Consider the following 23576-nt stretch of genomic DNA (forward strand, 5'->3'; position numbering starts at 1 on the left):
TTACGAGATCACCACCTTGACGATGCCGGTGAGGGCGATCTGGGCGAGAGAGAGGGGGACGAGGAGGGTCCAGGAGAGTTTCTGGAGCTGGTCCTCGCGCAGGCGGGGGTAGGTGACGCGCAGCCAGATCACGACGAAGGCGAGGAGGGCCGTCTTCAGAAGGGTCCAGACCCAGCCGAGGCCGTCGGCACCCCACGGGCCGTGCCAGCCGCCCAGGAAGAGGACGGTGGTCAGACCGCACAGGACGACGATTCCGGCGTACTCGGCGAGAAGGAAGAGTGCGAAGCGGAGGCCGGTGTACTCGGTGTACGCGCCGAAGATGATCTCCGAGTCGGCGACGGGCATGTCGAAGGGCGGTCGCTGGAGTTCGGCGAGGCCCGCCACGAAGAAGACGACCGCGCCCACGATCTGCCAGGGCACCCACCACCACTCGAAGGCGGCGACGATGCCGGGCAGGGAGACCGTGCCCGCCGCCATCGCGACGGAGGCGGCGGTCAGCAGCATCGGGAGTTCGTACGCGAGGAGCTGCGCGGCGGTGCGCAGGCCTCCGAGGAGGGAGAACTTGTTGGCCGAGGCCCAGCCCGCCATGAGCGAGCCGAGGACACCCACGCCCATCACGGCGAGAACGAAGAAGATGCCCGCGTCGACGAGCTGGCCGACGGCGCCCTCACCCGGGCCGATCGGGATGGCGAGGAGGACGAGAAGGTACGGGAGCAGGGCGACGGCGGGGGCGAGCTGGAAGATACGGCGGTCCGCACCCGCGGGGACGATGTCTTCCTTCTGCGCGAACTTCACGCCGTCCGCGACGAGTTGGGCCCAGCCGTGGAAGCCGCCGGCGTACATCGGGCCGAGGCGGCCCTGCATGTGGGCCATCACCTTGTGCTCGGTCTGACCGACGATCAGGGGGAACGTCAGGAACACGACGAAGACGACGACGAGGCGTAGGGCGACGTCGAGAGCGTCGTTCACTGCGTGCCTCCGGCTGGGTTTCTGGGGGTTCTGGGGGTGGGGTCTTCGGGAGCGGGGTCTTCGGGAGCGGGGGTGGAGTCGGGGTGCGAGCCGGGGTCCGGCTCAGAGTCCGGCTCGGGGGATACCGGGGGTTTCGCGGTGGCCTCGGGGTCCGGGCTCGAGGCAGCCGCGGGCTCCGGGGTGGCTCCCGGCTCCGACTCCGACCTGGACTCCGGCTTCGGCTCCTGCGCCTGCTGCTGCTCCTGCTTCGACTCCTGCTGCGGCTCGTCGAACGCGGGGCGGGCGTGGTGCCAAGGGGCGTCGGAGCTGCGCGGGGCCGCGGCGGCGGGCGGCTGCTCGGTGCCCTGTGTCCTTTGTGTCGCCGAGCCCTGGCTCGCGCTGCGCGTACGGCGGGGGCCGGCGGGAGGCGTCGGCTCGGCGGCCTCCGGGGCCGCGGGGGCGGCTGTCGAAGTCGCCTGTTCCTCGGCAGCTGGGGTCTCGGTCTGCTGGCTGGCCGAGCCCTGGCTGGCGCTGCGCGCCCGGCGAGCGGGCGTCGGCGCCTGCGCACCGGCAGCGGCAGCGGCAGCGGCAGCGGCAGCGGCAGCGGCAGCAGTGGTGGCACTGGCGGCGGGACCGGTTCCCGTGTCGCCGGTGGTGGTCTGGCTTGCTGAGCCCTCGCCCGCCGTGCGGGCCCGCCGTACCGGGCGGTCGCCGGCGGCTCGGGCCGCTCCGCGCGCCGGGCGGGCGGGGGCCGGGGGGAGTTGGCCCTTCAGGGGACCCCATTCGTTGGGGTCGGGCACACCGGGCGGAAGCATCTGGCGGCGCTTGGGGCCACCGTGATCGGACTCCCCCGGCTCCTTCGCCCCGGGCCAGGCCTTGGCGACGCGGGCGGCGAGGACGAAGTCCTTGCGGAGGGGGTGGCCTTCGAAGCCCTCGGGGAGAAGAAGGGGATCGAGGCCCGGGTGGCCCTCGAAGGTGACGCCGAACATCTCGTGGGTCTCGCGCTCGTGCCAGCCGGCGCCGGCGTACACGGAGACCGCCGTGGCCAGGACGGGTGCCGAGTGCGGGACGGTCGTACGGACGAGGAGGCGGCGTACGGGAGACAGGGCCACCACGTGCGCGGCGACGCGGAAGCCCGTGCCTGGTTCGTCGACGGCGCTCAGCCAGTCGAAGTAGGTGCAGCCCAGCGAGTCGCGCGCGGTCTCCAGGGCAGAGAGCCAGGCAGTCGGCGGTACGTCGACCGTCAGGACCTCGTACGACTCCTCGGCCGTGGCCTCCGGGCCGAAGAGCTCTTCGACAGGGGCGGGAAGCCAGCCGACGGTCATCGGTCCTCCCCCACGGCGGGCGGACGCACCAGGTCGCTCTGGAGGGCGGCGGCCGACGGACGCGGCGAGGAGCTGTAGCGCTCCCCCAGCGACTCCCGGGCGATCTTCTCCTGGAGCTTGAGGATGCCCTGCAGCAGCGCTTCGGGGCGGGGCGGGCACCCGGGGACGTAGACGTCCACCGGGATGATCTGGTCGACGCCCTTGGTGACGGAGTAGGAGTCCCAGTACGGGCCGCCGCAGTTGGAGCACGCGCCGAAGGAGATGACGTACTTCGGCTCGGGCATCTGCTCGTAGAGGCGCTTGACGGCCGGGGCCATCTTGTCCGTGACCGTGCCGGAGACGACCATCAGGTCGGCCTGGCGCGGACCCGGTGCGAACGGGATCACGCCGAGCCGGATGAAGTCGTGGCGGGCCATCGACGCGGCGATGAACTCGATCGCGCAGCAGGCGAGGCCGAAGTTGAAGACCCAGAGCGAGTAGCGGCGGCCCCAGTTCAGGACCACCTTCATCGGCTCCGGGGCCAGCCGGGAGAGCACGCCGAGCCGCTGCGGCTCGGGAAGCAGCACCGGCTCGGAGAGCGCGGGGGTCACGTCCGAGGGGGTCAGGTCCGAGGGGGTCACGTCCATGTCAGGACGCCCTTCTTGTATGCGTACAGCAGGCCCACGGCCAGGAAGCCGAGGAAGATGAACATCTCCACGAGGGTGGCCGCGCCGTAGCCGGGCGCGGCGAAGACGGTCGCCCAGGGGAAGAGGAAGATCGAGTCGACGGCGAAGATGACGTAGAGGAAGGCGTAGACGTAGTAGCGGACCTGGGTGTGGGCCCAGCCCTCGCCGACGGGGTCGACGCCGCACTCGTACGTCAGGAGTTTCTCGGGGGTCGGGATCACCGGCCGCAGCAGACGGCCCGCCCCGAAGGCGACGGCGACGAAGAGCACGCCGACCACGGCGAGCAGTCCGACGACCGAGTACGACTGGAAGTAGCCCGCCGCGACGAAGGCCCCGGTTGCCGTGACAACGGTCGGTTCCGGCACGTCAGCCCCTCACTCCCTGACCTCGTTGCGCCCGGCGCGCGCCCCGTCGCGCACGCTGTGATGCGCCCCGTTCGACGATCTGTACGGACGGGAGTCTAGGGCCTGCTAAAGAGACGGTAAGCAGCCCGTCACGCATTGGCTATCGGGGACATGTCAGGGACTCGTCCGCCTCGCCCGCCGCCGGGTTCGCGCACTCGCCCGGCTCAGATGTCACCGGGTTCCCGTCCGCACCTCGCGGTTACTTCCCATTTCACCTCGTGAGCACATCCAGGTACACCGTGCGGCGGCCTTGGCTTTCACCTCAAGGGGTGGGGTTTTCCCCAGTGGATCGCGGCGGTCGACCTCATGGCGCGGCGGCTCGCCGCCGGGCAGGCTAGCCAATATGACCGAACGCATCATCCCTGTCGGCCCCCTCGGCCCGTCAGACACGCCGCAAGCCCCGGACATACCGGGCGTACCGGGTGTACCAGACGCACAAGATGTACCGGACGAGGCGGCCGACAGCGATCGGCTGCCTCCCCCACGCTTCGCACTCGGGCGGCAGACGTGGAAGGAGATCGCGCACCTCCTGTCCAATCTGCCGGTCTCGATCCTCGGCTTCGTGTACGTCGTGACGCTCGTCTCCACGGGTGCGGGGCTGGCCGTGACCGCGATCGGGCTGCCCCTGCTCGCGGGCGGCCTGCGGGGCGCGCGGCTGCTGGGCCGGATGGAGCGGGCGCGGGCGCGCAAGCTGCTCGGCGTGCGGATCGACGAGCCGAGCCCGATGCCGGTGCGCGGGACGGGCTTCTTCTCCTGGTTGTGGTCGAGTCTGCGGGACTCGGTGGCCTGGCGGACGGTGCTGTACGACTTCATCCGGCTGCCGTGGGGCATCGTCACGTTCACGGTCACGCTGATGTCGTTGTTCCTGCTGTGGCCGGTGCTGCCGTTCCTCGCGCGGGGGCTGACGAACGTCGACCGGGCCATGGTGCGCGGGCTGCTGTCGCCCTCGGACGAGTTGGAGCGGCGCATCGCCGAGCTGGAGTCGGACCGGGGGGTCGTGGTCGACACGGCCGCGGCGGACCTGCGGCGCATCGAACGGGACCTGCACGACGGGGCGCAGGCGCGGCTCGTCAACCTCGCGATGGGGCTCGGTCTGGCCAAGGAGAAGATCCTCGAGGGGCAGGCCGACGAGACCGTCGCGGCCATGGTCGACGAGGCGCACGGCGAGGTGAAACTGGCCCTGCAGGAGCTGCGCGATCTGGCCCGCGGCATCCACCCCGCGGTCCTCACCGACCGGGGCCTCGACGCGGCGCTGTCGTCGGTCGCCTCACGCTGCACCGTGCCGGTGAAGGTGACGGCCGACCTCCCGACGAGACCGGCCGCCGCCATCGAGGGCATCGCCTACTTCACCGTGTCCGAGCTGCTGCAGAACGTCAGCAAGCACAGCGGGGCGCGCTCCGCGTCCGTCGACGTGTGGCGGACGGACGAGCGGCTGCTCATACAGGTCCAGGACGACGGGCGCGGTGGGGCCGCCCTCGACGGCGGTACGGGTATGGCGGGGCTCGCGGACCGGCTGGGCGCGGTGGACGGGCTGTTCATCATCGACTCACCGCCCGGCGGCCCGACGACCATCACGGCGGAACTGCCTTGGCGGGACCGGGGGGACGGGCGGGACGGGCAGGGCTGACGAGGCCAGCCTACGGGGTGACTTGTGCGGGTCCGCCTCGACGGGTCGGCCTTGGCGCGTCCGCCTTGACGGGGGCCGCCTTGACCGGGGCCGCCTTGACCGGGGCCGCCTTGGCTCGTCCGCCTTGAACGGGGCCGTCGGTATGCGGCTTCCGTCGGGCTCCGAGGTAGGGAAAACCCCCGTCCCAAGACGCCGACCCGCTCCATGGTCGGCAAGGGCCGAGAACAGCAGGGTGGGGGTACGAACCGACGAGCAGGACGAGCAGAACGGACGAGACCGATGGCGACGGAGTACGGACAGGGGTACGGGTACCCGAGCGGGCCCGGATTCCACGAGGCGGGTGCCGAGGAGCGGCGGCACCGTCTCCCGACACCGCTGCGGGCGCCGATCGAGGCGCGCAGCTGGCGCGAGTTCGGTTACGTGATGTCCGGCCTGCCGGTCGGCATCCTCATGTTCACGTTCGCCGTCACGATGTTCTCGCTCGGCATGGGCCTGCTGATCACCTTCCTGGGGATCCCGGTGCTCGCCGCGGCCCTCGCCGGTGTCCTCGGGTTCGGCGCGCTGGAGCGGGCGCGGGCGCGCGGGTTGCTCGGGATCGAGGTGGCCGCGCCGGAGCCCCTGCGGGTGCGCAAGCACGGGGCGCTGGCATGGATGGGGGCGATCCTCAAGAACGGTTCGGCGTGGCGGCATCTGCTGTACTCGGTGGTGCAGTTCCCGTGGTCGGTGTTCTCGTTCGTGGTGGCGCTGACCTTCTGGGCGTACGGCTGGGCGATGCTGACGTATCCGCTGTGGTTCTGGCTCTTCCCGGTGTACGGCGGGCAGGGCGGCCTCCAGCTCTACGGCGACGGCACGCACAGCATCTACCTGGACAACCCCTTCGAGATCACCGTCACCGCGCTGCTGGGGCTGCTGATCACGATGGCCACGCCGTGGATCGTGCGGGCGCTGACCACGGTGGACCGGGTGATGGTGGCGGGGCTGCTCGGGCCGTCGCGGCTGGCGAGCCGGGTGGTCGAGCTGGAGTCGGACCGGGGGGTCGTGGTCGACACGGCCGCGGCGGACCTGCGGCGCATCGAGCGGGACCTGCACGACGGAGCGCAGGCGCGGCTCGTCAATCTCGCGATGGGGCTCGGTCTGGCCAAGGAGAAGCTCACCGAGGATCCGCAGGCCGCGGCGCGGATGGTGGACGAGGCGCACGGTGAGGTGAAGACGGCGTTGCAGGAGCTGCGGGATCTGGCGCGGGGGATTCATCCGGCCGTGCTGACCGATCGTGGGCTGGATGCGGCGCTGTCTTCCGTGGCCTCGCGGTGCACCGTGCCGGTGCAGGTGGAGGTGGATCTTCCCGCTCGGCCGGCGCCGGCGATCGAGGGGATCGCGTACTTCACCGTCTCCGAGCTGCTGCAGAACGTCAGTAAGCATGCGCGGGCGACGCGGGCCACGGTCGACGTGTGGCGGGTCGAGAACCGGTTGATGCTTCAGGTTGTCGACGATGGTGTGGGCGGGGCCGATGTTTCTGGTGGGTCCGGGCTTGCGGGGCTCGCGGAGCGGCTCGATGCGGTGGACGGGGTTTTGGTGGTGGACTCTCCTGTGGGTGGGCCCAGTCGGATTACTGCGGAGTTGCCCTGGCGGGGGTGAGCGGGGGCGGGGGGTGGGGCGTTTCTCGCCCCCGCCGCCCCTACCCGTCCCATCCCCGGGGGCTCCGCCCCCGACCCCCCGGCGGGGCTCCGCCCCTGCACCCCACGGGCGCCGCCCCTGGCCCCCGCGGGGCAGCTGCCGCGCACCCCACCACAAGCGTCACCTCTGACCCCCACGGGACGGCGCCCGCGCCCCACCACAGGCGGCACCTCTGGCCGGCGCGGAGCCGGCCCCCGCACCCCCCCCCACCGCAGGCGGCGCCTCTCACCCCCGCGGGGCTCCGCCCCCGCACCCCCACCAGGGCGCGGCCCCAAACCCCGACCGGACTCAGCGCCAAACCCGATCGGCCTCGGCCCCGAACCTCGCGGACTCCGCCCCGAACCCCACCACGCGCATAACCCCCAGCCCCCCGCAGGGCTCGGCCCCCGACCTCGACAGGGCTCCGCCCCGCCAAGAGGCCCCCTCCTCCCCCCACCCCCTAAACCCCACCCCGGAGCCAAAGTGCGCCCCCCGAATTCCCCCTTCCCCCTCCCCCCGATTCCCCTTGATTCCCGTTGCTCGTGGGCAGGTGGGTTCGAATGCTGGGATGCTGTGGGCTGATGTATGGGCGGGGACGCGGCCGGCTTGGGTCGGGGAATGGTGTGGGGGGCCGAGAATCGTGGAGGACAGGGTGCGGGTGGTCATCGCCGAGGATTCAGTGCTGCTCAGGGAGGGCCTGACCCGGTTGTTGACCGACCGCGGGCACGACGTCGTGGCCGGCGTCGGAGACGGCGACGCGCTGATCAAGACCATCACCGACCTCGCGGCCCAGGACGCCCTGCCGGACGTCGTGGTCGCCGACGTACGGATGCCGCCGACACACACCGACGAGGGCGTGAAGGCGGCCGTGCAGCTGCGCAAGCAGCACCCGGGGGTGGGGGTGCTGGTGCTGTCGCAGTACGTGGAGGAGCGCTACGCCACCGAACTGCTGGCCGGTTCGAGCCGCGGCGTCGGCTACCTGCTCAAGGACCGCGTCGCGGAGGTGCGCGAGTTCGTGGACGCGGTGGTGCGGGTGGCCCAGGGGGGTACCGCTCTGGACCCGGAGGTGGTCGCGCAACTGCTCGGGCGCAGTCGTAAGCAGGACGTACTTGCCGGGCTCACCCCGCGGGAGCGGGAGGTCCTAGGACTTATGGCCGAGGGACGCACGAACTCGGCGATCGCGCGGCAGCTCGTGGTGAGTGACGGAGCGGTCGAGAAACACGTCAGCAATATCTTCCTGAAACTCGGGCTTTCCCCGAGCGACGGTGATCACCGGCGTGTTCTCGCGGTCCTCACCTATCTGAACTCCTGAGGGACTGACACTGGGGCAGCCGAACGCACTGCGTCGGCCGAACGGATTCGCCCTCGAAGGACAGAGGGCCCGACACGGCACCAGAGCGGCGCGAGACCGGCACGAGAACCAAAGGATGAGGTAGAAGCGTCTTCCAGAGGAGCGTCGGGGGCGAGTAAGTCATGACAAGTCAGGGCGTCGAACCATCTCAAAATGGTGTCCATCATGCGAACGGCCGAGGGAAGGCGACCCTTACAGACGTAGGGTTGATCCCGGGAAGGCCTGCGGGAAGGCCGCTCCCAGACAGCCGCCTCGAAGGAGGTCCAGTTAAGTGACCAGCCAGGTCAGTAGCCCAGCGGAGCATGCCGACGGAGCCGTCGTAGGAGAACAGCGCAAACCGGCGAGAGTAAAGGAAACACGCCGGCTCGACCGGGTGATCATCCGGTTCGCGGGTGACTCCGGTGATGGAATGCAACTCACCGGCGACCGCTTCACCTCCGAGACGGCGTCCTTCGGCAACGATCTTTCGACGCTGCCGAACTTCCCCGCCGAAATCCGAGCGCCCGCAGGCACCCTGCCGGGCGTTTCTTCATTTCAGCTGCATTTCGCTGACCATGACATCCTTACGCCCGGTGACGCGCCGAATGTGCTGGTGGCCATGAATCCGGCGGCGCTCAAGGCGAACATCGGTGATGTGCCGCGCGGCGCGGAGATCATCGTCAACACGGACGAGTTCACGAAGCGGGCGATGGCGAAGGTCGGTTACGCGGCCAGCCCGCTGGAGGACGGTTCGCTGGACGGGTACGCCGTCCATCCGGTCCCGCTGACGACGATGACGGTCGAGGCGCTCAAGGAGTTCGAGCTGTCCCGCAAGGAGGCCGAGCGCAGCAAGAACATGTTCGCGCTGGGCCTGCTGTCCTGGATGTACCACCGGCCCACCGAGGGCACCGAGAAGTTCCTGCGGAACAAGTTCGCGAAGAAGCCCGAGATCGCCGCCGCCAACATCGCCGCGTTCCGGGCGGGCTGGAACTTCGGCGAGACGACCGAGGACTTCGCGGTCTCCTACGAGGTCGCCCCGGCCGCCAAGACCTTCCCGACCGGCACCTACCGCAACATCTCCGGGAACCTGGCCCTGTCGTACGGCCTGATCGCCGCCTCCAAACAGGCGGACCTGCCCCTCTACCTGGGCTCCTACCCGATCACCCCGGCCTCCGACATCCTGCACGAGCTGAGCCGGCACAAGAACTTCGGCGTGCGCACCTTCCAGGCCGAGGACGAGATCGCGGGCATCGGCGCGGCCCTGGGCGCGGCCTTCGGCGGCTCTCTCGCCGTCACCACGACCTCCGGGCCGGGCGTGGCGCTGAAGTCGGAGACCATCGGGCTCGCGGTCTCCCTCGAACTGCCACTGCTGGTCATCGACATCCAGCGCGGCGGGCCTTCCACGGGGCTGCCGACGAAGACGGAGCAGGCGGACCTGCTCCAGGCGATGTACGGGCGCAACGGAGAGGCCCCGGTCCCGGTGGTCGCCCCGTGCACGCCGGCCGACTGCTTCGACGCCGCCCTGGAGGCGGCCCGGATCGCCCTCACCTACCGCACCCCCGTCCTCCTCCTCTCCGACGGCTACCTGGCCAACGGCTCGGAGCCGTGGCGTATCCCGGAGGTCGACGAGCTTCCGGACCTGCGGGTGCAGTTCGCGCAAGGTCCGAACCACACCCTGGACGACGGCACCGAGGTGTTCTGGCCCTACAAGCGCGACCCGGGGACCCTGGCCCGCCCGTGGGCGATCCCGGGCACACCGGGACTCGAGCACCGCATCGGCGGCATCGAGAAGCAGGACGGCACGGGCAACATCTCCTACGACCCCGCCAACCACGACTTCATGGTCCGCACCCGCCAGGCGAAGATCGACGGCATCGACGTCCCGGACATCGAGGTCGACGACCCCTCCGGCGAGGCCGACACCCTCGTTCTGGGCTGGGGTTCGACGTACGGACCCATCACCGCGGCGGTACGGCGGCTGCGGGCGGCCGGGGAGAACATCGCGCAGGCCCATCTGCGCCACCTCAACCCCTTCCCCCGGAATCTCGGAGCGGTGCTGGGGCGTTACGAGAAGGTGGTGATCCCCGAGATGAACCTCGGCCAGCTCGCCACGCTCGTCCGGGCGAAGTACCTGGTCGACGCGCACTCCTACAACCAGGTCAACGGCATGCCGTTCAAGGCCGAACAGCTCGCCACGGCGCTCAAGGAGGCCATCGATGGCTGAGACGACCACAGGAAGCGCGGACACGATCGAAGCCCTCAGTCTGGTGCCCAAGGCCGAGGCCAGGCAGTCCATGAAGGACTTCAAGTCCGATCAGGAAGTGCGCTGGTGCCCCGGTTGCGGTGACTACGCGATCCTGGCCGCCGTACAGGGCTTCATGCCCGAGCTCGGCCTCGCCAAGGAGAACATCGTCTTCGTGTCGGGCATCGGCTGCTCGTCCCGCTTCCCGTACTACATGGACACGTACGGCATGCACTCCATCCACGGCCGCGCGCCCGCCATCGCGACGGGCCTCGCCTCCAGCAGGCGGGATCTGAGCGTGTGGGTGGTGACCGGTGACGGGGACGCCCTCTCCATCGGCGGCAACCATCTGATCCACGCCCTGCGCCGCAACGTGAACCTGAAGATCCTGCTGTTCAACAACCGGATCTACGGCCTCACCAAGGGGCAGTACTCGCCGACCTCCGAGGTCGGCAAGATCACCAAGTCGACGCCGATGGGCTCGCTGGACGCGCCCTTCAACCCGGTGTCCCTGGCCATCGGCGCGGAGGCGTCCTTCGTGGCCCGGACCGTGGACTCCGACCGCAAGCACCTCACCGACGTACTGCGGCAGGCCGCCGCCCACCCGGGCACGGCGCTGGTGGAGATCTACCAGAACTGCAACATCTTCAACGACGGCGCCTTCGAGGCCCTCAAGGACAAGCAGCAGGCCGAAGAGGCGGTGATCCGGCTCGAACACGGGCAGCAGATCCGCTTCGGCGCGGACCGCGACAAGGGTGTCGTACGGGATCAGCTGACCGGTGACCTGAAGGTCGTCACCGTCACCCCGGAGAACGAGGCACAGATCCTGGTCCACGACGCCCACTCCGCGTCCCCGACCACGGCCTTCGCGCTCTCCCGGCTGGCCGACCCGGACACCCTGCACCACACCCCGATCGGCGTCCTGCGCTCCGTGGAGCGGCCGGTCTACGACACCCAGATGGCCGACCAGCTCGACACGGCCATCGAACAGAACGGCAAGGGCGACCTCGCGACGCTCCTCGCGGGCGGGGACACCTGGACGGTCGTCGGCTGAGCGAGCCGACCGTTCGAGGCGTTCCTCAAGGCGTTCGTCGAGGCGTTCAAGAAGTTCCACGGGCCCGGGTGGCTGACACCCGGGCCTCGTCGTACGCGTGGCGGGACTTCTCCACGTCGTCCATCCGGTCCTTGGTCCAGACGGCCAGGGCGCGCACCTGCTCGGCGGCCTCGCGGCCCAGTTCGGTGAGCGAGTAGTCGACGCGGGGCGGGATCACGGGCTGCGCGTCACGGTGCACGAGACCGTCGCGCTCCAGGGTCTGGAGGGTCTGGGTGAGCATCTTCTCGCTGACCCGGCCGATCGCCCGGCGCAGCTCGCTGAAGCGGTAGGGGCGGTCGAGGAGTTCGATCAGTACGAGCACCCCCCAGCGGCTGGTGACGTGCTCCAGGACGAGGCGATACGGGCACATCGCCTCGCCCGTGTCGTACTTGGAGACGGCCGCAGGCTTGGACGCGGCCGGGGTGTCGGTGGATGCCTCTGCACTTACTCCCATGCCAGTACCTTACTTCAAAGTGGGTACTTTCGCAGAGTTAGCGCACATCCTAGGGTTAGTGACAGACCTACCCCACAAGGAGCCAAGCCATGAGCATCGTCGTCACCGGAGCCACCGGACACCTCGGCCGCCACGTCATCGAGGGACTGCTGGAGAAGGTTCCGGCCGACCAGATCACCGCCGTCGTCCGCGACACGGAGAAGGCCGCCGGCTTCGCGGCCCGCGGCGTGAAGATCGCGGTCGCCGACTACAACGAGCCCGAGACCTTCGGAACCCTCTTCGCCGCCGGCGACAAGGTACTGCTCATCTCCGGCAACGAGTTCGACAAGGGCCGCGTGGCCCAGCACCAGGTCGTCCTGGACGCCGCCAAGGCCGCCGGGGTCTCGCTCCTCGCGTACACCAGCGCGCCGGGCACCCTCACCGCCGCCCTCGCCGACGACCACAAGGGCACCGAGAAGGCGATCCTGGAGTCGGGTGTGCCCTACGCCCTGCTGCGCAACGGCTGGTACAACGAGAACTACACCGAGAACCTCGCCCCGGTCCTCGAGTACGGCGCCGTCACCCAGGCCGCCGGCGACGGCAAGGTCGCCTCCGCCTCCCGCGCGGACTACGCGGCCGCCGCCGTGGCCGTACTGAGCGGCGAGGGCCACGAGAACAAGACGTACGAGCTGAGCGGCGACACCGCGTGGAGCTTCGCCGAGTACGCCGCCCTGGTGGCCGAGGGGTCCGGCAAGGAGATCGTCTACAACGCCGTCTCCGTCGAGGCGCTCACCGGCATCCTGACCGGCGCCGGACTGCCCGGCCCCCTCGCCGCGATCCTGGCGGGCGTCGACGCGTCCATCGAGAAGGGCGAGCTCGCGGGCACCAGCGGTGACCTGTCCCGGCTGACCGGCCGCCCGACCACGCCGGTCGCCGAGTCGATCGCGGCGGCGCTGAAGGGCTGACTCCCCCTCGGGGCCCTAGCACCGTCGCCCTCCGAACCCCCGCCTGTCATGACCGTATGGCGATACGGGCATGACAGGCGGGGGTGCTCGACGCTACCTTCTTGGAGGCTGCACGGGAGCAGCTGTTCGAGAGGGAGGGCCGGTGGCCGTGCAGCAGGCGAAGAATTCGATGGGTACGGCCGGCTCCACTGGTTCCGGGGGCCCCGTCGGCTCCGCGGGTTCCGCTGGCCCCGCTGGCTCGACGGGTCCCCAGATATCCAGGGCCGAGCAGCGCGTCGGCCTGTTGAACGGCTTCGCCGCGTACGGCATGTGGGGGCTCGTTCCGCTCTTCTGGCCGCTGCTGAAGCCGGCCGGAGCCCTCGAGATCCTCGCCCACCGGATGGTGTGGTCCCTCGCCGTGGTCGGCATCGCCCTGCTGGTGATGCGGCGCTGGGCCTGGCTCGGCGAGCTGCTGCGACAGCCGCGCAGGCTGGCGCTGATCAGCGTCGCGGCGGCCGTGATCACGGTCAACTGGGGCGTCTACATCTGGGCCGTGAACAGCGAGCACGTCGTCGAGGCGTCCCTGGGCTACTTCATCAACCCGCTCGTCACCATCGCCATGGGCGTCCTGCTGCTGAAGGAACGGCTGCGCCCCCTGCAGTGGACGGCGGTCGGTGTCGGCTTCTCCGCGGTGCTCGTCCTCACCATCGGGTACGGGCGGCCACCGTGGATCTCCCTCACCCTCGCCTTCTCCTTCGCCACGTACGGGCTGGTGAAGAAGAAGGTCAACCTCGGCGGGATCGAGTCACTCGCCGCCGAGACGGCGATCCAGTTCCTGCCCGCGCTCGCCTATCTGCTGTGGCTGGGTTCGAGCGGGGGCGCGACCTTCGGCACGGAGGGCGCGGGGCACGCGACGTTGCTCGCGGCGACGGGCGTGGTGACCGCACTTCCGCTGGTGTGCTTCGGCGCGGCCGCGATACGGGTGCCGTTGTCCACGCTGGGACTGCTGCAGTACCTCGCCCCGGTGTTCCAGTTCCTGCTCGGCATCCTCTACTTCCACGAGGCCATGCCGCCGGAGCGGTGGGCCGGGTTCGCGCTGGTCTGGCTCGCGCTGTCGCTGCTCACCTTCGACGCGCTGCGGACCGCGCGGCGGGCGGCTCGGGCGCTCAGGGCCGGGACGCTCGCGGGTACCGTCGCCGGCGTGCCGGGTGCCGCCGCCATGGACGCCAAGTCGTAGCGGGAGCGTGCGTGCAATGAGCGTCGCCCGCCCCGGCGACCCGGGTTCGCTATGCGAACCACCCTGACCGGATTGCGCTCTTGACGGAACGTCAGCCTCAGAAACACCATCGGGCACCTCATTCCCACAAGGAATCCGGAGCCCCCCACATGAAGCTCTCCGTTCCCGGGCGTGCCACCGGCGCCGTCGTCGTCGCGGCCGTCACGCTCCTCACCACCGGCGCGATAACCGGCGCGGCGCCGGCCCCCACCGCCGCGGCAGCCGCACCCGACATTCCCGTGGCCAACGTCAAGGCCCATCTCGCACAGCTGCAGTCCATCGCCACCGCCAACGGCGGCAATCGCGCACACGGCCGCACCGGCTACAAGGCCTCCATCGACTATGTGAAGGCGAAGCTGGACGCGGCCGGATTCACCACGACCCTCCAGCAGTTCACGTCCTCCGGCCGCACCGGGTACAACCTGATCGCCGACTGGCCCGGCGGCGACGCCAACCAGGTCGTCATGGCGGGCTCCCACCTCGACAGCGTGACCGCGGGACCCGGCATCAACGACAACGGATCCGGGTCCGCCGCGATCCTGGAGACCGCACTCGCCGTCTCCCGGGCCCAGTACCAGCCCACCAAGCACCTGCGGTTCGCCTGGTGGGGCGCGGAGGAGTTGGGGATGGTCGGCTCCAAGTACTACGTGAACAGCCTGTCCTCCGCGAACCGGGCGAAGATCAGCGACTATCTGAACTTCGACATGATCGGCTCACCGAACCCCGGCTACTTCGTCTACGACGACGACCCCACGATCGAGAAGACCTTCAAGGACTACTTCGCGGGCGTCGGCATCGCCACGGAGCCGGAGACCGAGGGCGACGGCCGCTCGGACCACTCCCCCTTCAAGAACGTGGGCATCCCGGTCGGCGGTCTCTTCAGCGGCGCCGACTACATCAAGACGGCCGCCCAGGCCGCCAAGTGGGGCGGCACCTCCGGCCAGGCCTTCGACCGCTGCTACCACGCCTCCTGCGACACGGCGTCCAACATCGACGACACGGCGCTGAACCGGAACGCGGACGCACTGGCGTACGCCGTGTGGACGCTGTCCTCCTAGGATTCCTGGGCTCCTGGGATTCCTGGGCTCCTGGGGCCGACTGGGGCCCGCTGGAGCTCCTGGAACCCACTGGAGCTCCTCGTCCTCCCTGCCCTCCTAGGGGGTGTACGGGTTGTCCGCCAGGGAGCGGGCCCGGGCCCGCTCCGCGAGGCGGGTCATGCGGGTGCGGGCCGACTCGAGCTGTTCGAGGTCGTCGGCGGCGGGGCCGCCGTCGGCCACGAGCTCGGCCCACAGCGTGATCAGGTCCTGCCCCAGGTTCAGCCCCTGCACGGGGTCGCGCACGGCGCGCCAGGCCGAGGCGGCGCTCTGTACGTTGCCGTACGCGGCCTCGGGGTCCTGGTGCCGCCTGCGGACCCGGGCGAGGTCGAGGGACAGGTGGAACGCCCGGAGCGGGTCACCGGCCAGATAGGCGATGTACGAGGTCAGCTCGCGCAGCCGCAGCACCTCCGGGTGCTCGGGGCCCAGCGACCGCGACGCGTCCGCGCCGACCCGCTCCGCCATCCCCGTGGCCTCTTCGATCCGGCCCATCTTCACGGCCTCGTTGATCCGCGCCACGGGCTCCACGAGGAACGCCGCGCCCTCCGTCTCCTGAACCGGTGCCAGCACGGACTCGGCGACGGCGTCGAAGCCGCGCGCGGGAGTGGGCTTCGGTTCCGGCTCCGGCTCGGGATCCATGACGGACATGGCCACCATCGCGGGGGCCGGACGCTCAGGCGTCAGCCCCACGGGCGGCGGGCCGAACTCGCCCGTCGGAGCCACCGCGACGCCGGGGGCCGCGTCCCGCGTCGGCTCCGGCAGCGCCCGCAGCACATGCGTCGCCGCGGCCCCGGGCAGCGGCCGAGGCTCCGAGAGCGGCACCCGCGGCGGCGCTGGTGGGGCCGCCGGCATCGCGGGAGGGGCCGCAGGCGTCGCGGGAGGGGCTGCGGGCACCCCGGGCACCTCGGCCGGCGGCCCCACCCGTACCGGCTCGCCCGTGTACCGGCTCGACCCGTCCCCGTACACCTCCAGCGGTACGACGAAGCCGATCCGTTCGTCGTGGATGGTGGCGAGGACGGAGTGACCGGCGGCGAGGGCGAGTCGGTGGAGGTGGTTCAGGACGGCGGCCTGGACGGTCTCGCCGCGCACGACGCCGACCGGCACACCGCTGACCGTGACACCGCCCTCGCTTTCCCCTGCGGGCGCGGTGACCCACACCTCCAACGGGCCGGCACCGGGGCCGACCGCCGAGCGCTGCCGCTTGGATTCCCGCTTCTGTTCGCGGCTGAGTCGAGACATCGATTCCCTCACTCGGGTCGTACTTCCATGCGTCGACCTTGCCTCAAGATCCCGTCAGGTACATACAGTCAAGTCTCTCGGCTCACCACCGCTGCATGCGTCACTACGGCGTCACAGCCTCGTAAGAGTGGCCGATTACGCCGACAACGACCGAGGAGAGTGGCCAGGGTGATGCAGGGGAGCATGCGGCAGGAGGCGGAGGGACCCGAGATCTGGCTCCGCGGGCCGGTCGCCGCCACAGTGGAACCCATTCTGTGGCCCGAACCCGGCGGGGGCGAACCCGGCCACGCCGTCGGCCCACGGCGGTTCGCCTGGGTCGCGACGCACGGCGGGGCCGGCACCACCACGCTCGCCGCGGTCTTCGGCGGCCATGACGCCGGGCGGAACTGGCCCCGGCCCGACCAGGGAGAACCGGGGTCGGTGCTCCTCGTCGGGCGTACGCACGCGGCGGGACTGGACGCCGTCTCGCACACGCTCGACACCTTCCGCCGGGGCGAGGCGCCCCCGGGGCTCGACCTCGACGCCGTGGTGCTGGTCGCGGACGCGCCCGGACGGCTGCCCCGCCCGCTCGCCCAGCGCGTCAAGGTGATCGATTCGCTGATCGACGTGTATCAGGTGCCGTGGATCCCGGCGTGGCGCATCGGTGACCTCACCTCGGCGTTGCCCCGCGAGACGGCCGCGCTGGCCCGCCTGACGGGCGCCGCGCGCCTGCCCTGACCCCGGCAGACCCCGGCAGACCCCGGCAGAACCTGACAGAACCTGACAGAACCCGGACGGACCGGATGCCGGTGGTCGGCGTCCGGTATCCGCCGTCCCCGTCTCCCGGCATGGACGTCACATGCGTATGCATATATTGTGTACGCATGCAGTTGCGGTCGTGGCGTTCCGCGGCCCGTCGCACGCGCACCCTGGGGGAGCCATGAGCCGTCACTTCCTGTTCCTGCTCGGCAGCAGCCGTCCCGACGGCAACACCGAGCTGCTGGCCCGCCGGGCCGCCGAACAGTTGCCCGCGGATGTCGAACAGCGCTGGCTGAGCCTCGCCGAGCACACGCTGCCCGACTTCGTGGACCTGCGGCGCGACAGCGACCACGTACACCCGGCCGCGGGGAGCAATCCGGCGCTGCTGCTCGACGCCACCCTGGCGGCCACCGACATCGTGATCGCCTCGCCGCTGTACTGGTACTCGGTGTCCGGCCTCACCAAGCGCTACCTGGACTACTGGTCGGGCTGGCTGCGCACGCCCGGCGTCGACTTCAAGGCCAGGATGGCGGGGCGCACCCTCTGGGGCGTCACCGCGCTGGCGCACGAGGAGGAAGAGGTCGCAGACCCGCTGATCGGCACTCTCAACCACTCGGCCGCGTACCTGGGCATGCGTTTCGGCGGGGTCCTGCTCGGCAACGGCAGCAGGCCCGGTGACGTGCTGAAGGACGCTGCCGCGCTGGCACATGCGAAGACGTTCTTCGCACGGGAGGCACCACTCGCCCGCTACCCCTACGAGACGCACGACACGCAGGGCATGGCAGCCGCCGCGTGCTAAGCGGGTCGGGCGAAGTCCGCTGCGGTTCGGCGGCGCCCTGAAGGGGCGCGAAAAACTGCGCGACCGGCCACGATGGAGCCGCAGACGATCGACGGCACCTCCCCGCACTTCCAGCGGAGCGCTTAGCGGCTACGCGGTGATGTCCTTCGCCGTGAACCGCGCCCACGCCGCCGAGCCGAACACCGCCGCGTACAGGCCCTGGAGTCCGAGATTGCGGACGAGGTCGTCCCAGTACACCGGGTCGCGCATGAGGTCGGCGAAGGACAGCCAGTAGTGGGAGAAGAAGTACGGCTGGAGGGCGTGGAGCTGGGGGATCTGGTCGAGGATCTGGATGGTGATGAGAAGGCCGACCGTCGTCGCCATCGCCGCGATGCCGCTGTTGGTCAGCGTCGAGACGAACAGGCCGAGGGCCGCGACGCCGATCAGTGACGCGGCGACGACCAGCGCGATGAGAAACGCCCGCCCGAGCCCCTCGGTGAAGCTGATCCGGGTCCCGGAGATCGTCATCAGCTCGCCCAGGGGGAAGAGCAGCGCGCCGACCGTGAGCGCCGAGAGCGCCACCACCAGGGTCGCGACCAGGCAGAACGTCATGGTGGTCGCGTACTTGGCGACAAGCAGGCGGGTACGGCCGGCGGGCGCGACCAGCAGGTAGCGCAGCGTCCCCGCGTTCGCCTCGCCCGCGATCGCGTCGCCCGCGATGACGCCGATGGCCATCGGCAGGAAGAAGGGGAGGGTCGCGGCGAGCGCCGTGAACACCAGGAACAGGCCGTTGTTGGTGATCTGCGAGATGAACGCCGGTCCTTCGCCGCCGCCACCGCCCGCCGTCGAGCCGTCGCGCGTCTCTATCTTGATCGCGATGCCGATGAGGATCGGCACGGCCGCGAGCACGGCGAGCAGCGCGATGGTCCGCCAGCGCCGGAAGGTGGTGAGGAGCTCGCTGCGGAAGAGTCCGAAGGTCCACAGGGGGCTCGGTTTCCGTACCTCCGTGTCCCCGACGCGTACCGCCTCAGCCCGCGACATCGAACCCCTCCCCTGTCAGCGCCACGAACGCGTCCTCCAGTGAGGCCCGTTCGACGCCGAAGCCACGGACGCGGACGCCCGCCGTGACCAACGCGGCGTTCAGCTCGGCGAGTTCGCGGTCCGGAGGTTCGGCACTCACGCCCGTCTCCGTCACGACGAGATCCGTGACCCCTTGTTCCTTCAGTACACGCGCCGCGTCCCCGGGGTCCGGGGTGGTCACGACCAGCCGCCCCCGCGCCCCCGCCGCGAGCTCCGCCACCGGACCCTGGGTGATCAGCCGCCCCTGTGCCATCACGGCGGCGTGCGTGCACACCTGCTCGATCTCGTCGAGCAGGTGTGAGGAGAGGAAGACGGTCGTGCCGTCCGAGGCCAGCTCCCTCACGAGGGAACGGATCTCGCGCATGCCCTGGGGGTCGAGGCCGTTGGTCGGCTCGTCCAGGACGAGCAGGCGGCGGGGCTGGAGCAGCGCGGCCGCGAGCCCGAGCCGCTGCTTCATGCCGAGCGAGTACGCCTTCGCCTTCTTGCCCGCGGCCGCGGTGAGTCCCACCCGGTCGAGGGCGGCCCCGACGCGGGTACGCCGGGTGCGCGGGTCGGCGGTCGGGTCGGCGGCGTCGTACCGGAGGAGGTTGTCGCGTCCGGAGAGGAAGCCGTACAACGCGGGGCCCTCGATGAGGGCGCCCACGTGCGGGAGCACGGCGCGGGTGGCGCGGGGCATGGGCTGCCCCAGCACACGCGCCGTGCCCGAGGTCGGCTCGATCAGGCCCATCAGCATGCGGATGGTGGTGGTCTTGCCCGAGCCGTTGGGTCCGAGGAAGCCGAAGACGCTGCCCGCCGGGACGGTCAGATCGAGGCCGTCCACGGCGAGCTGTCCGCCGCGGAAGCGCTTGGTGAGCGCGCGGGTGGCGATCACCGTGCCCTCGTCGGACCGCTCCTCCATGGGCTCCCTCGTTTCGGCTTCGTCCGTACGTCGGTTCCGTACGTCAGTTCCGTACGTACGGTACTCAGTGGGCCGCGTTGGCCGCCTTCACCAGCGCGTCCTTGGTGACCGCACCGGCGTACACCTTGCCGTCGTCCGTGATCAGCGCGTTGACCAGGCGGGTCGAGAAGACCGTGCCCGAGCCGAACTTGCCCTTGACGTGGTCACCGAGGGAGTTCAGGAACCCGGAGACGTTGCCGCCCTCGGACGAGGAGCCTGAGGGCATGCCCTGGCCGCCCGTGTCGAACTCCGCGATGGTGTTCCAGCCCTTGCCGGTGGTCTTCAGACCGTCGAGTCCCTTGCCGAGGTCACCACGGTTCGGAGCGGACTCCGGGGCCTTGGTGTCCTTGCCATCCTCGCCCTCGGTGACCTTCGCACCCTTCGGCGGGGTGAAGTCGAAGGTCGAGGCGGCCGGCTTGGCGAAGGCGACCTGGGTGAACCCGGCGTCCACAACGGCCGCGCCGCCACCCGTCGGGACCAGCGTGAACTTCAGCGGCACCCCGGTCTTCGCGTCCACCGCGACGGTGATCGCGCCGACCGTGGAACCGGACTGCTTCGGCTTGATGAGCAGCTTGTAGGCGTCACGGCCCGCGACCTGCGCCGTGCCGTCGACCGTCACGGAGGTCGTGTCGTCGACCGACTTCAGGGCCTCGTCGGCGAGCTCCTTGGGCGTCGTCGGGACGTTCTTCGGCGCCTTCTCCTGGCCCTTTTCGGCTTCGGGGGCCGTCGAGTGGTACACCTCGTTCGACTTGCTGTCGTACGCCCACACGTCGTTGCCGTTGTGGATGATGCTGTACTCGGCGGCGTTCTCCAGGACGGAGACCTTGGCCTTGTCCGGGCCGTCGGCCGCGACGCGCACCGTGTGCGTGCCGGAGGCCAGCTCCATGAGCTTGGACTGCGGGTCGGCGGAGGAGCCGCCGGACCCCTTGGTGGCGCCGGACAGCATGCCGCTCTCCAGGCCGCCCAGGCTGGGCAGTCCAAGATCGGTGCTGACCTTGACCGTGCCGGACAGCTGCTGGACGTCCGACTTGGCGATCTTCTCGATGAGCTGCTCTGCGGTGATCTTCGGCAGGCTGGGGTCGCCGGAGTCGGCGAGCGCCGGGACGAGCCCGATGGTCGCGGCCGCCACCCCCACCACTGCGACCGGAACGACGTAACGAGCCGCCTTGCGCCGGCCTGCGCGGACGTCGTCGGCCTCGTCGGGCAGCCCTTCCGCCCCGGCGGTCCTGTCGGATTCGTACGGTGCCATGTGTGCCTTACCTCCGTCGTCGGCGGCGGCCTACCGTCCTCACTTCTCCACCCCTATAGCCGCCATTCTCACCCGAACCGGTGAGGAGTGGTGTTCTCAATCTGACCAAATCGTCCGACGAGAAGCGTCAGACCCCGGACTCAACTCCACGTAGTCCTGCGGTATGACGTGAGGAGGCGGTGGCTCCCCCGACCCGTAGGGGTTGGGGAAACCACCGCCTGAGCCTCACAGCGCCCCGGTACCCGTCAGCGCTGCACGAACACGTAGTCCGCCTGGTAGGGCACGCCCACGATCGTGCCCGGCGAGCAGGAGCCGGCCGGGGCGACGCCGCCCACGGTGTTGAGCCGCAGGATTTCCTGCGTGTCGGCCAGCAGACCGCGGTGCTTGCCGGAACTGGTGGCCTTGAGGTCCAGCTCGGCGATGTTCTTGTCGCCGTTCGGAGTCTTGGAGATCACCGCTCCGGTGACCGCGCTGCGGTCGGGCGCGACCCATTGCGGCGTACCGGAGTTGGGCTTCACGAACGTGTGCACGATGTCGCCACCGAGCAGCGCTGCGACGTCACGCTGAGCGAAGGCGTAGCCACCGCCCTCGGCAGGCTTGCACTCGTAGATCTGCTTGCCCTTGACCACGGACGCCTGGAAGTTGCCGAGGGCGTTACGGAAGTCGAAGGAGCCGGTGACCTTGTGGAGCTGGCCGCGGACGGCTCCACCCGGGAACTCGGCGGTGTGCAGATTGGCGTAGAACGCCCCCGGATCGTTCTTCAACCGCTCCAGCAGGGCGGCATCCTTCACCTTCACGGTGCCGACCACGTGGTGGCCCTTGATCCTGCCGAGCAGCCCACTGAAGTCGATCTTGACGCCGCCGTTGGTGCCCTTGGCGCCCTGGTGGATGTGGAGCATGGTCGGCCTGCCGGTGCCGCGCCAGGTCACGGCGACGGACACCTTGTCCCCCTTGACCTTGATGAACTCCAGGGCCGCGCCGTCCTTGTCGCCGACGGCGGGGCCGCCCTGGACGGGCACCTCGTTGGCGCCACGGAGGCTGGTGGCGAAGAGGGTGCCGCCGCTGCCGCCGACGACTCCGCTCTGCGCGACGATGGTCTGGTCGCCGTGCGTCGAGTGGCTCATGCCGCCCTGGCCACTGTGGTGGCTGCCGCCGGCGGCGACCGCCGGGATGACGGCGGCGGCGACACCAGCTGCGGCTGCCACCGCGACACCGGCCATGATCAGGCCCTTGCGACGCATGTCCGACATGGCGTTGAACGTGGCGTTCGATTCCATGATTCTTTTTTCTCCCCGTAATGCAGCCGACGCCCCCTGCGTCAGCTTCTGTACGGGAGTACGGACCGATTCCTACCCTGGACTCAATCCAACAATGTGACGTGCGCCACAGGAGGGAGGGCCTCTTCACCCGCCCCGGGGAGGGCGTACGTCAGCGGCTCGCTCCGGGCACCTATCCGGCCCGGTGCACCACCGCGTCCACCAGCTCCATGAGCGCCGCCTTCGCATCGCACTCGGGGAGCGGAACGAGCGCGGCGCGGGCCTCCTCCGCGTAGCGCACGGTGTCACGGCGGGCCTGCTCCAGCGCGGGATGCGTCCGCAGCAGGGCCAGCGCCTCCGCGTGCCGGTCGTCGTCCGTGAGGTCGGAGGCAAGCAGCTCGCACAGCGCGATGTCCTCGGCGAGACCGAGCCGCTCCGCCCGCTCACGCAGCCGCAGCACCGGCAGCGTGGCGATGCCCTCGCGCAGGTCCGTACCGGGCGTCTTCCCGGACTCGTGCGAGTCGGAGGCGATGTCCAGCACATCGTCCGCGAGCTGGAAGGCGACGCCCAGCCGCTCCCCGTACTGCGTCAGCACGTCCACGACCGTCTCGTCGGCGCCCGACATCATCGCGCCGAACCGGCACGCAACGGCGACCAGCGAGCCGGTCTTGCCGCCGAGCACGTCGAGGTAGTGGTCGACCGGGTCGCGCCCGTCGCGCGGTCCCGCCGTCTCCAGGATCTGTCCGGTGACGAGCCGCTCGAACGCCTCCGCCTGGATACGGACGGCCTCGGGCCCGAGGTCGGCCAGGGTGTGGGACGCGCGCGCGAAGAGGAAGTCGCCGGTGAGCACGGCGACCGAGTTGCCCCAGCGGGTGTTCGCGCTGGGCACGCCGCGCCGCGCGTCGGCCTCGTCCATCACGTCGTCGTGGTACAGGGTGGCGAGATGGGTCAGTTCGACGACCACGGCCGAGGGCACGACACCCGGCGCGTAGGGGTCACCGAACTGCGCGGCGAGCATCACGAGCAGCGGACGGAACCGCTTCCCGCCGGCGCGCAGCAGGTGCTGCGCGGCCTCTGTGATGAAGGGGACCTCGCTCTTGGTGACTTCGAGCAAGCCCTCCTCCACAGCCGTCAATCCGGCCTGGACATCGGCTTCGAGAGCCTGGTCCCGCACGCTCAGCCCGAACGGCCCGACGACGGTCACGAGAGGTTCTCCTGTCTGCTGACGATCACATGGCGAACTCGGTCGATCATTCGGTCGATGA

21 protein-coding genes are annotated in these 23576 nt (G+C 70.4%); 10 read left to right on the forward strand and 11 right to left on the reverse strand.

The features are described 5' to 3' along the window. From ACZ7M2_RS12005 to ACZ7M2_RS12020, 4 genes are read right to left on the reverse strand one after another with little or no spacing between them, the layout of a single operon-like run. Nucleotides 1-969 carry a complex I subunit 1/NuoH family protein gene (locus ACZ7M2_RS12005; protein WP_471595098.1) on the reverse strand — a complete coding sequence of 323 codons (969 nt, stop codon included), beginning with the start codon at nucleotides 967-969 and terminating at the stop codon, nucleotides 1-3. Beyond that, nucleotides 966-2273, reverse strand: a complete 1308-nt coding sequence (locus tag ACZ7M2_RS12010) for an NADH-quinone oxidoreductase subunit C (RefSeq protein WP_471595099.1) — start codon at nucleotides 2271-2273, stop codon at nucleotides 966-968. The genes ACZ7M2_RS12005 and ACZ7M2_RS12010 overlap by 4 nt, the downstream gene beginning before the upstream one ends. After that, nucleotides 2270-2899: an NADH-quinone oxidoreductase subunit B gene (locus ACZ7M2_RS12015; protein WP_471595100.1), complete on the reverse strand. Its 630-nt coding sequence runs from the start codon at nucleotides 2897-2899 to the stop codon at nucleotides 2270-2272. The genes ACZ7M2_RS12010 and ACZ7M2_RS12015 overlap by 4 nt, the downstream gene beginning before the upstream one ends. Beyond that, nucleotides 2890-3303, reverse strand: coding sequence for an NADH-quinone oxidoreductase subunit A (locus ACZ7M2_RS12020; RefSeq protein ID WP_471595101.1), 414 nt, complete (start codon nucleotides 3301-3303; stop codon nucleotides 2890-2892). Before ACZ7M2_RS12020 ends, ACZ7M2_RS12015 begins: the two co-directional genes overlap by 10 nt. A gap of 382 nt (nucleotides 3304-3685) precedes the next feature. Here ACZ7M2_RS12020 and ACZ7M2_RS12025 point away from each other — a divergent pair, with 382 nt between their 5' ends. From ACZ7M2_RS12025 to ACZ7M2_RS12045, 5 genes are all read left to right on the forward strand, one after another. Next, nucleotides 3686-4969 carry a sensor histidine kinase gene (locus ACZ7M2_RS12025; RefSeq protein ID WP_471595102.1) on the forward strand — a complete coding sequence of 428 codons (1284 nt, stop codon included), beginning with the start codon at nucleotides 3686-3688 and terminating at the stop codon, nucleotides 4967-4969. 279 nt (nucleotides 4970-5248) lie between these two features. Continuing rightward, entirely contained in the window at nucleotides 5249-6604 is a 1356-nt protein-coding gene (locus ACZ7M2_RS12030; protein WP_471595103.1) for a sensor histidine kinase, read from the forward strand. Between the two features lie 670 nt (nucleotides 6605-7274). Further along, nucleotides 7275-7934 carry a LuxR C-terminal-related transcriptional regulator gene (locus tag ACZ7M2_RS12035; RefSeq protein ID WP_060901528.1) on the forward strand — a complete coding sequence of 220 codons (660 nt, stop codon included), beginning with the start codon at nucleotides 7275-7277 and terminating at the stop codon, nucleotides 7932-7934. Nucleotides 7935-8244: 310 nt separating this feature from the next. Then, nucleotides 8245-10176: a 2-oxoacid:acceptor oxidoreductase subunit alpha gene (locus ACZ7M2_RS12040; protein WP_471595104.1), complete on the forward strand. Its 1932-nt coding sequence runs from the start codon at nucleotides 8245-8247 to the stop codon at nucleotides 10174-10176. Next, nucleotides 10169-11248, forward strand: a complete 1080-nt coding sequence (locus tag ACZ7M2_RS12045) for a 2-oxoacid:ferredoxin oxidoreductase subunit beta (RefSeq protein ID WP_352046375.1) — start codon at nucleotides 10169-10171, stop codon at nucleotides 11246-11248. Before ACZ7M2_RS12040 ends, ACZ7M2_RS12045 begins: the two co-directional genes overlap by 8 nt. A 46-nt stretch (nucleotides 11249-11294) precedes the next feature. Here ACZ7M2_RS12045 and ACZ7M2_RS12050 read toward each other — a convergent pair whose 3' ends face one another. Continuing rightward, nucleotides 11295-11741, reverse strand: a complete 447-nt coding sequence (locus ACZ7M2_RS12050) for a winged helix-turn-helix transcriptional regulator (protein WP_471595105.1) — start codon at nucleotides 11739-11741, stop codon at nucleotides 11295-11297. Nucleotides 11742-11830: 89 nt separating this feature from the next. Between ACZ7M2_RS12050 and ACZ7M2_RS12055 the strand changes: the two genes are divergently transcribed. The 3 genes from ACZ7M2_RS12055 (at nucleotide 11831) to ACZ7M2_RS12065 (ending at nucleotide 14998) form a co-directional block, all read left to right on the forward strand. Continuing rightward, the gene (locus tag ACZ7M2_RS12055) at nucleotides 11831-12685 is read left to right on the forward strand and encodes an SDR family oxidoreductase (protein ID WP_471595106.1); all 855 of its coding nucleotides are present in this window, start codon (nucleotides 11831-11833) and stop codon (nucleotides 12683-12685) included. A 142-nt stretch (nucleotides 12686-12827) separates the two neighbouring features. Beyond that, nucleotides 12828-13901, forward strand: a complete 1074-nt coding sequence (gene rarD / locus ACZ7M2_RS12060; RefSeq protein ID WP_471595107.1) for an EamA family transporter RarD — start codon at nucleotides 12828-12830, stop codon at nucleotides 13899-13901. Between the two features lie 149 nt (nucleotides 13902-14050). Beyond that, complete coding sequence (locus ACZ7M2_RS12065; protein WP_190169908.1) at nucleotides 14051-14998, forward strand: M28 family metallopeptidase; 948 nt, start codon at nucleotides 14051-14053, stop codon at nucleotides 14996-14998. A 96-nt stretch (nucleotides 14999-15094) separates the two neighbouring features. Here ACZ7M2_RS12065 and ACZ7M2_RS12070 read toward each other — a convergent pair whose 3' ends face one another. After that, nucleotides 15095-16273, reverse strand: coding sequence for a tetratricopeptide repeat protein (locus tag ACZ7M2_RS12070; protein WP_471595108.1), 1179 nt, complete (start codon nucleotides 16271-16273; stop codon nucleotides 15095-15097). A 183-nt stretch (nucleotides 16274-16456) separates the two neighbouring features. Here ACZ7M2_RS12070 and ACZ7M2_RS12075 point away from each other — a divergent pair, with 183 nt between their 5' ends. Both ACZ7M2_RS12075 and ACZ7M2_RS12080 read left to right on the forward strand, forming a co-directional pair. Further along, on the forward strand, nucleotides 16457-16990 hold the full coding sequence (locus ACZ7M2_RS12075; protein WP_471595109.1) for a DUF6668 family protein: 534 nt from the start codon (nucleotides 16457-16459) through the stop codon (nucleotides 16988-16990). A gap of 202 nt (nucleotides 16991-17192) precedes the next feature. After that, on the forward strand, nucleotides 17193-17810 hold the full coding sequence (locus tag ACZ7M2_RS12080; RefSeq protein ID WP_471595110.1) for a flavodoxin family protein: 618 nt from the start codon (nucleotides 17193-17195) through the stop codon (nucleotides 17808-17810). A gap of 129 nt (nucleotides 17811-17939) precedes the next feature. Here the strand turns inward: ACZ7M2_RS12080 and ACZ7M2_RS12085 are convergent, their stop codons facing one another. The 5 genes from ACZ7M2_RS12085 to ACZ7M2_RS12105 form a co-directional block, all read right to left on the reverse strand. Beyond that, a complete protein-coding gene (locus tag ACZ7M2_RS12085) occupies nucleotides 17940-18830 on the reverse strand; it encodes an ABC transporter permease (protein WP_471595111.1) in 891 nt (296 codons plus the stop codon). Continuing rightward, the gene (locus tag ACZ7M2_RS12090; protein ID WP_471595112.1) at nucleotides 18817-19767 is read right to left on the reverse strand and encodes an ABC transporter ATP-binding protein; all 951 of its coding nucleotides are present in this window, start codon (nucleotides 19765-19767) and stop codon (nucleotides 18817-18819) included. The genes ACZ7M2_RS12085 and ACZ7M2_RS12090 overlap by 14 nt, the downstream gene beginning before the upstream one ends. A 64-nt stretch (nucleotides 19768-19831) precedes the next feature. Further along, the gene (locus ACZ7M2_RS12095) at nucleotides 19832-21055 is read right to left on the reverse strand and encodes a LolA family protein (RefSeq protein ID WP_471595113.1); all 1224 of its coding nucleotides are present in this window, start codon (nucleotides 21053-21055) and stop codon (nucleotides 19832-19834) included. A 245-nt stretch (nucleotides 21056-21300) separates the two neighbouring features. Beyond that, a complete protein-coding gene (locus tag ACZ7M2_RS12100; RefSeq protein WP_471595114.1) occupies nucleotides 21301-22332 on the reverse strand; it encodes a CHRD domain-containing protein in 1032 nt (343 codons plus the stop codon). Nucleotides 22333-22504: 172 nt separating this feature from the next. Then, entirely contained in the window at nucleotides 22505-23515 is a 1011-nt protein-coding gene (locus tag ACZ7M2_RS12105) for a polyprenyl synthetase family protein (RefSeq protein WP_352046364.1), read from the reverse strand. Between the last annotated feature and the right edge of the window lie 61 nt (nucleotides 23516-23576).

This window comes from Streptomyces sp. NPDC111507, assembly GCF_055638955.1.

What these genes read in the sequence shown, in the direction of transcription:
- ACZ7M2_RS12010 (WP_471595099.1), bottom strand. Translation starts at nt 2,273, where the DNA reads ATGACCGTCGGCTGGCTTCCCGCCCCTGTCGAAGAGCTCTTCGGCCCG.
- ACZ7M2_RS12015 (WP_471595100.1), bottom strand. Translation starts at nt 2,899, where the DNA reads ATGGACGTGACCCCCTCGGACCTGACCCCCTCGGACGTGACCCCCGCG.
- ACZ7M2_RS12025 (WP_471595102.1), top strand. Translation starts at nt 3,686, where the DNA reads ATGACCGAACGCATCATCCCTGTCGGCCCCCTCGGCCCGTCAGACACG.
- ACZ7M2_RS12030 (WP_471595103.1), top strand. Translation starts at nt 5,249, where the DNA reads ATGGCGACGGAGTACGGACAGGGGTACGGGTACCCGAGCGGGCCCGGA.
- ACZ7M2_RS12045 (WP_352046375.1), top strand. Translation starts at nt 10,169, where the DNA reads ATGGCTGAGACGACCACAGGAAGCGCGGACACGATCGAAGCCCTCAGT.
- ACZ7M2_RS12050 (WP_471595105.1), bottom strand. Translation starts at nt 11,741, where the DNA reads ATGGGAGTAAGTGCAGAGGCATCCACCGACACCCCGGCCGCGTCCAAG.
- ACZ7M2_RS12055 (WP_471595106.1), top strand. Translation starts at nt 11,831, where the DNA reads ATGAGCATCGTCGTCACCGGAGCCACCGGACACCTCGGCCGCCACGTC.
- ACZ7M2_RS12065 (WP_190169908.1), top strand. Translation starts at nt 14,051, where the DNA reads ATGAAGCTCTCCGTTCCCGGGCGTGCCACCGGCGCCGTCGTCGTCGCG.
- ACZ7M2_RS12070 (WP_471595108.1), bottom strand. Translation starts at nt 16,273, where the DNA reads ATGTCTCGACTCAGCCGCGAACAGAAGCGGGAATCCAAGCGGCAGCGC.
- ACZ7M2_RS12075 (WP_471595109.1), top strand. Translation starts at nt 16,457, where the DNA reads ATGCGGCAGGAGGCGGAGGGACCCGAGATCTGGCTCCGCGGGCCGGTC.
- ACZ7M2_RS12080 (WP_471595110.1), top strand. Translation starts at nt 17,193, where the DNA reads ATGAGCCGTCACTTCCTGTTCCTGCTCGGCAGCAGCCGTCCCGACGGC.
- ACZ7M2_RS12085 (WP_471595111.1), bottom strand. Translation starts at nt 18,830, where the DNA reads ATGTCGCGGGCTGAGGCGGTACGCGTCGGGGACACGGAGGTACGGAAA.
- ACZ7M2_RS12090 (WP_471595112.1), bottom strand. Translation starts at nt 19,767, where the DNA reads ATGGAGGAGCGGTCCGACGAGGGCACGGTGATCGCCACCCGCGCGCTC.
- ACZ7M2_RS12095 (WP_471595113.1), bottom strand. Translation starts at nt 21,055, where the DNA reads ATGGCACCGTACGAATCCGACAGGACCGCCGGGGCGGAAGGGCTGCCC.
- ACZ7M2_RS12100 (WP_471595114.1), bottom strand. Translation starts at nt 22,332, where the DNA reads ATGGAATCGAACGCCACGTTCAACGCCATGTCGGACATGCGTCGCAAG.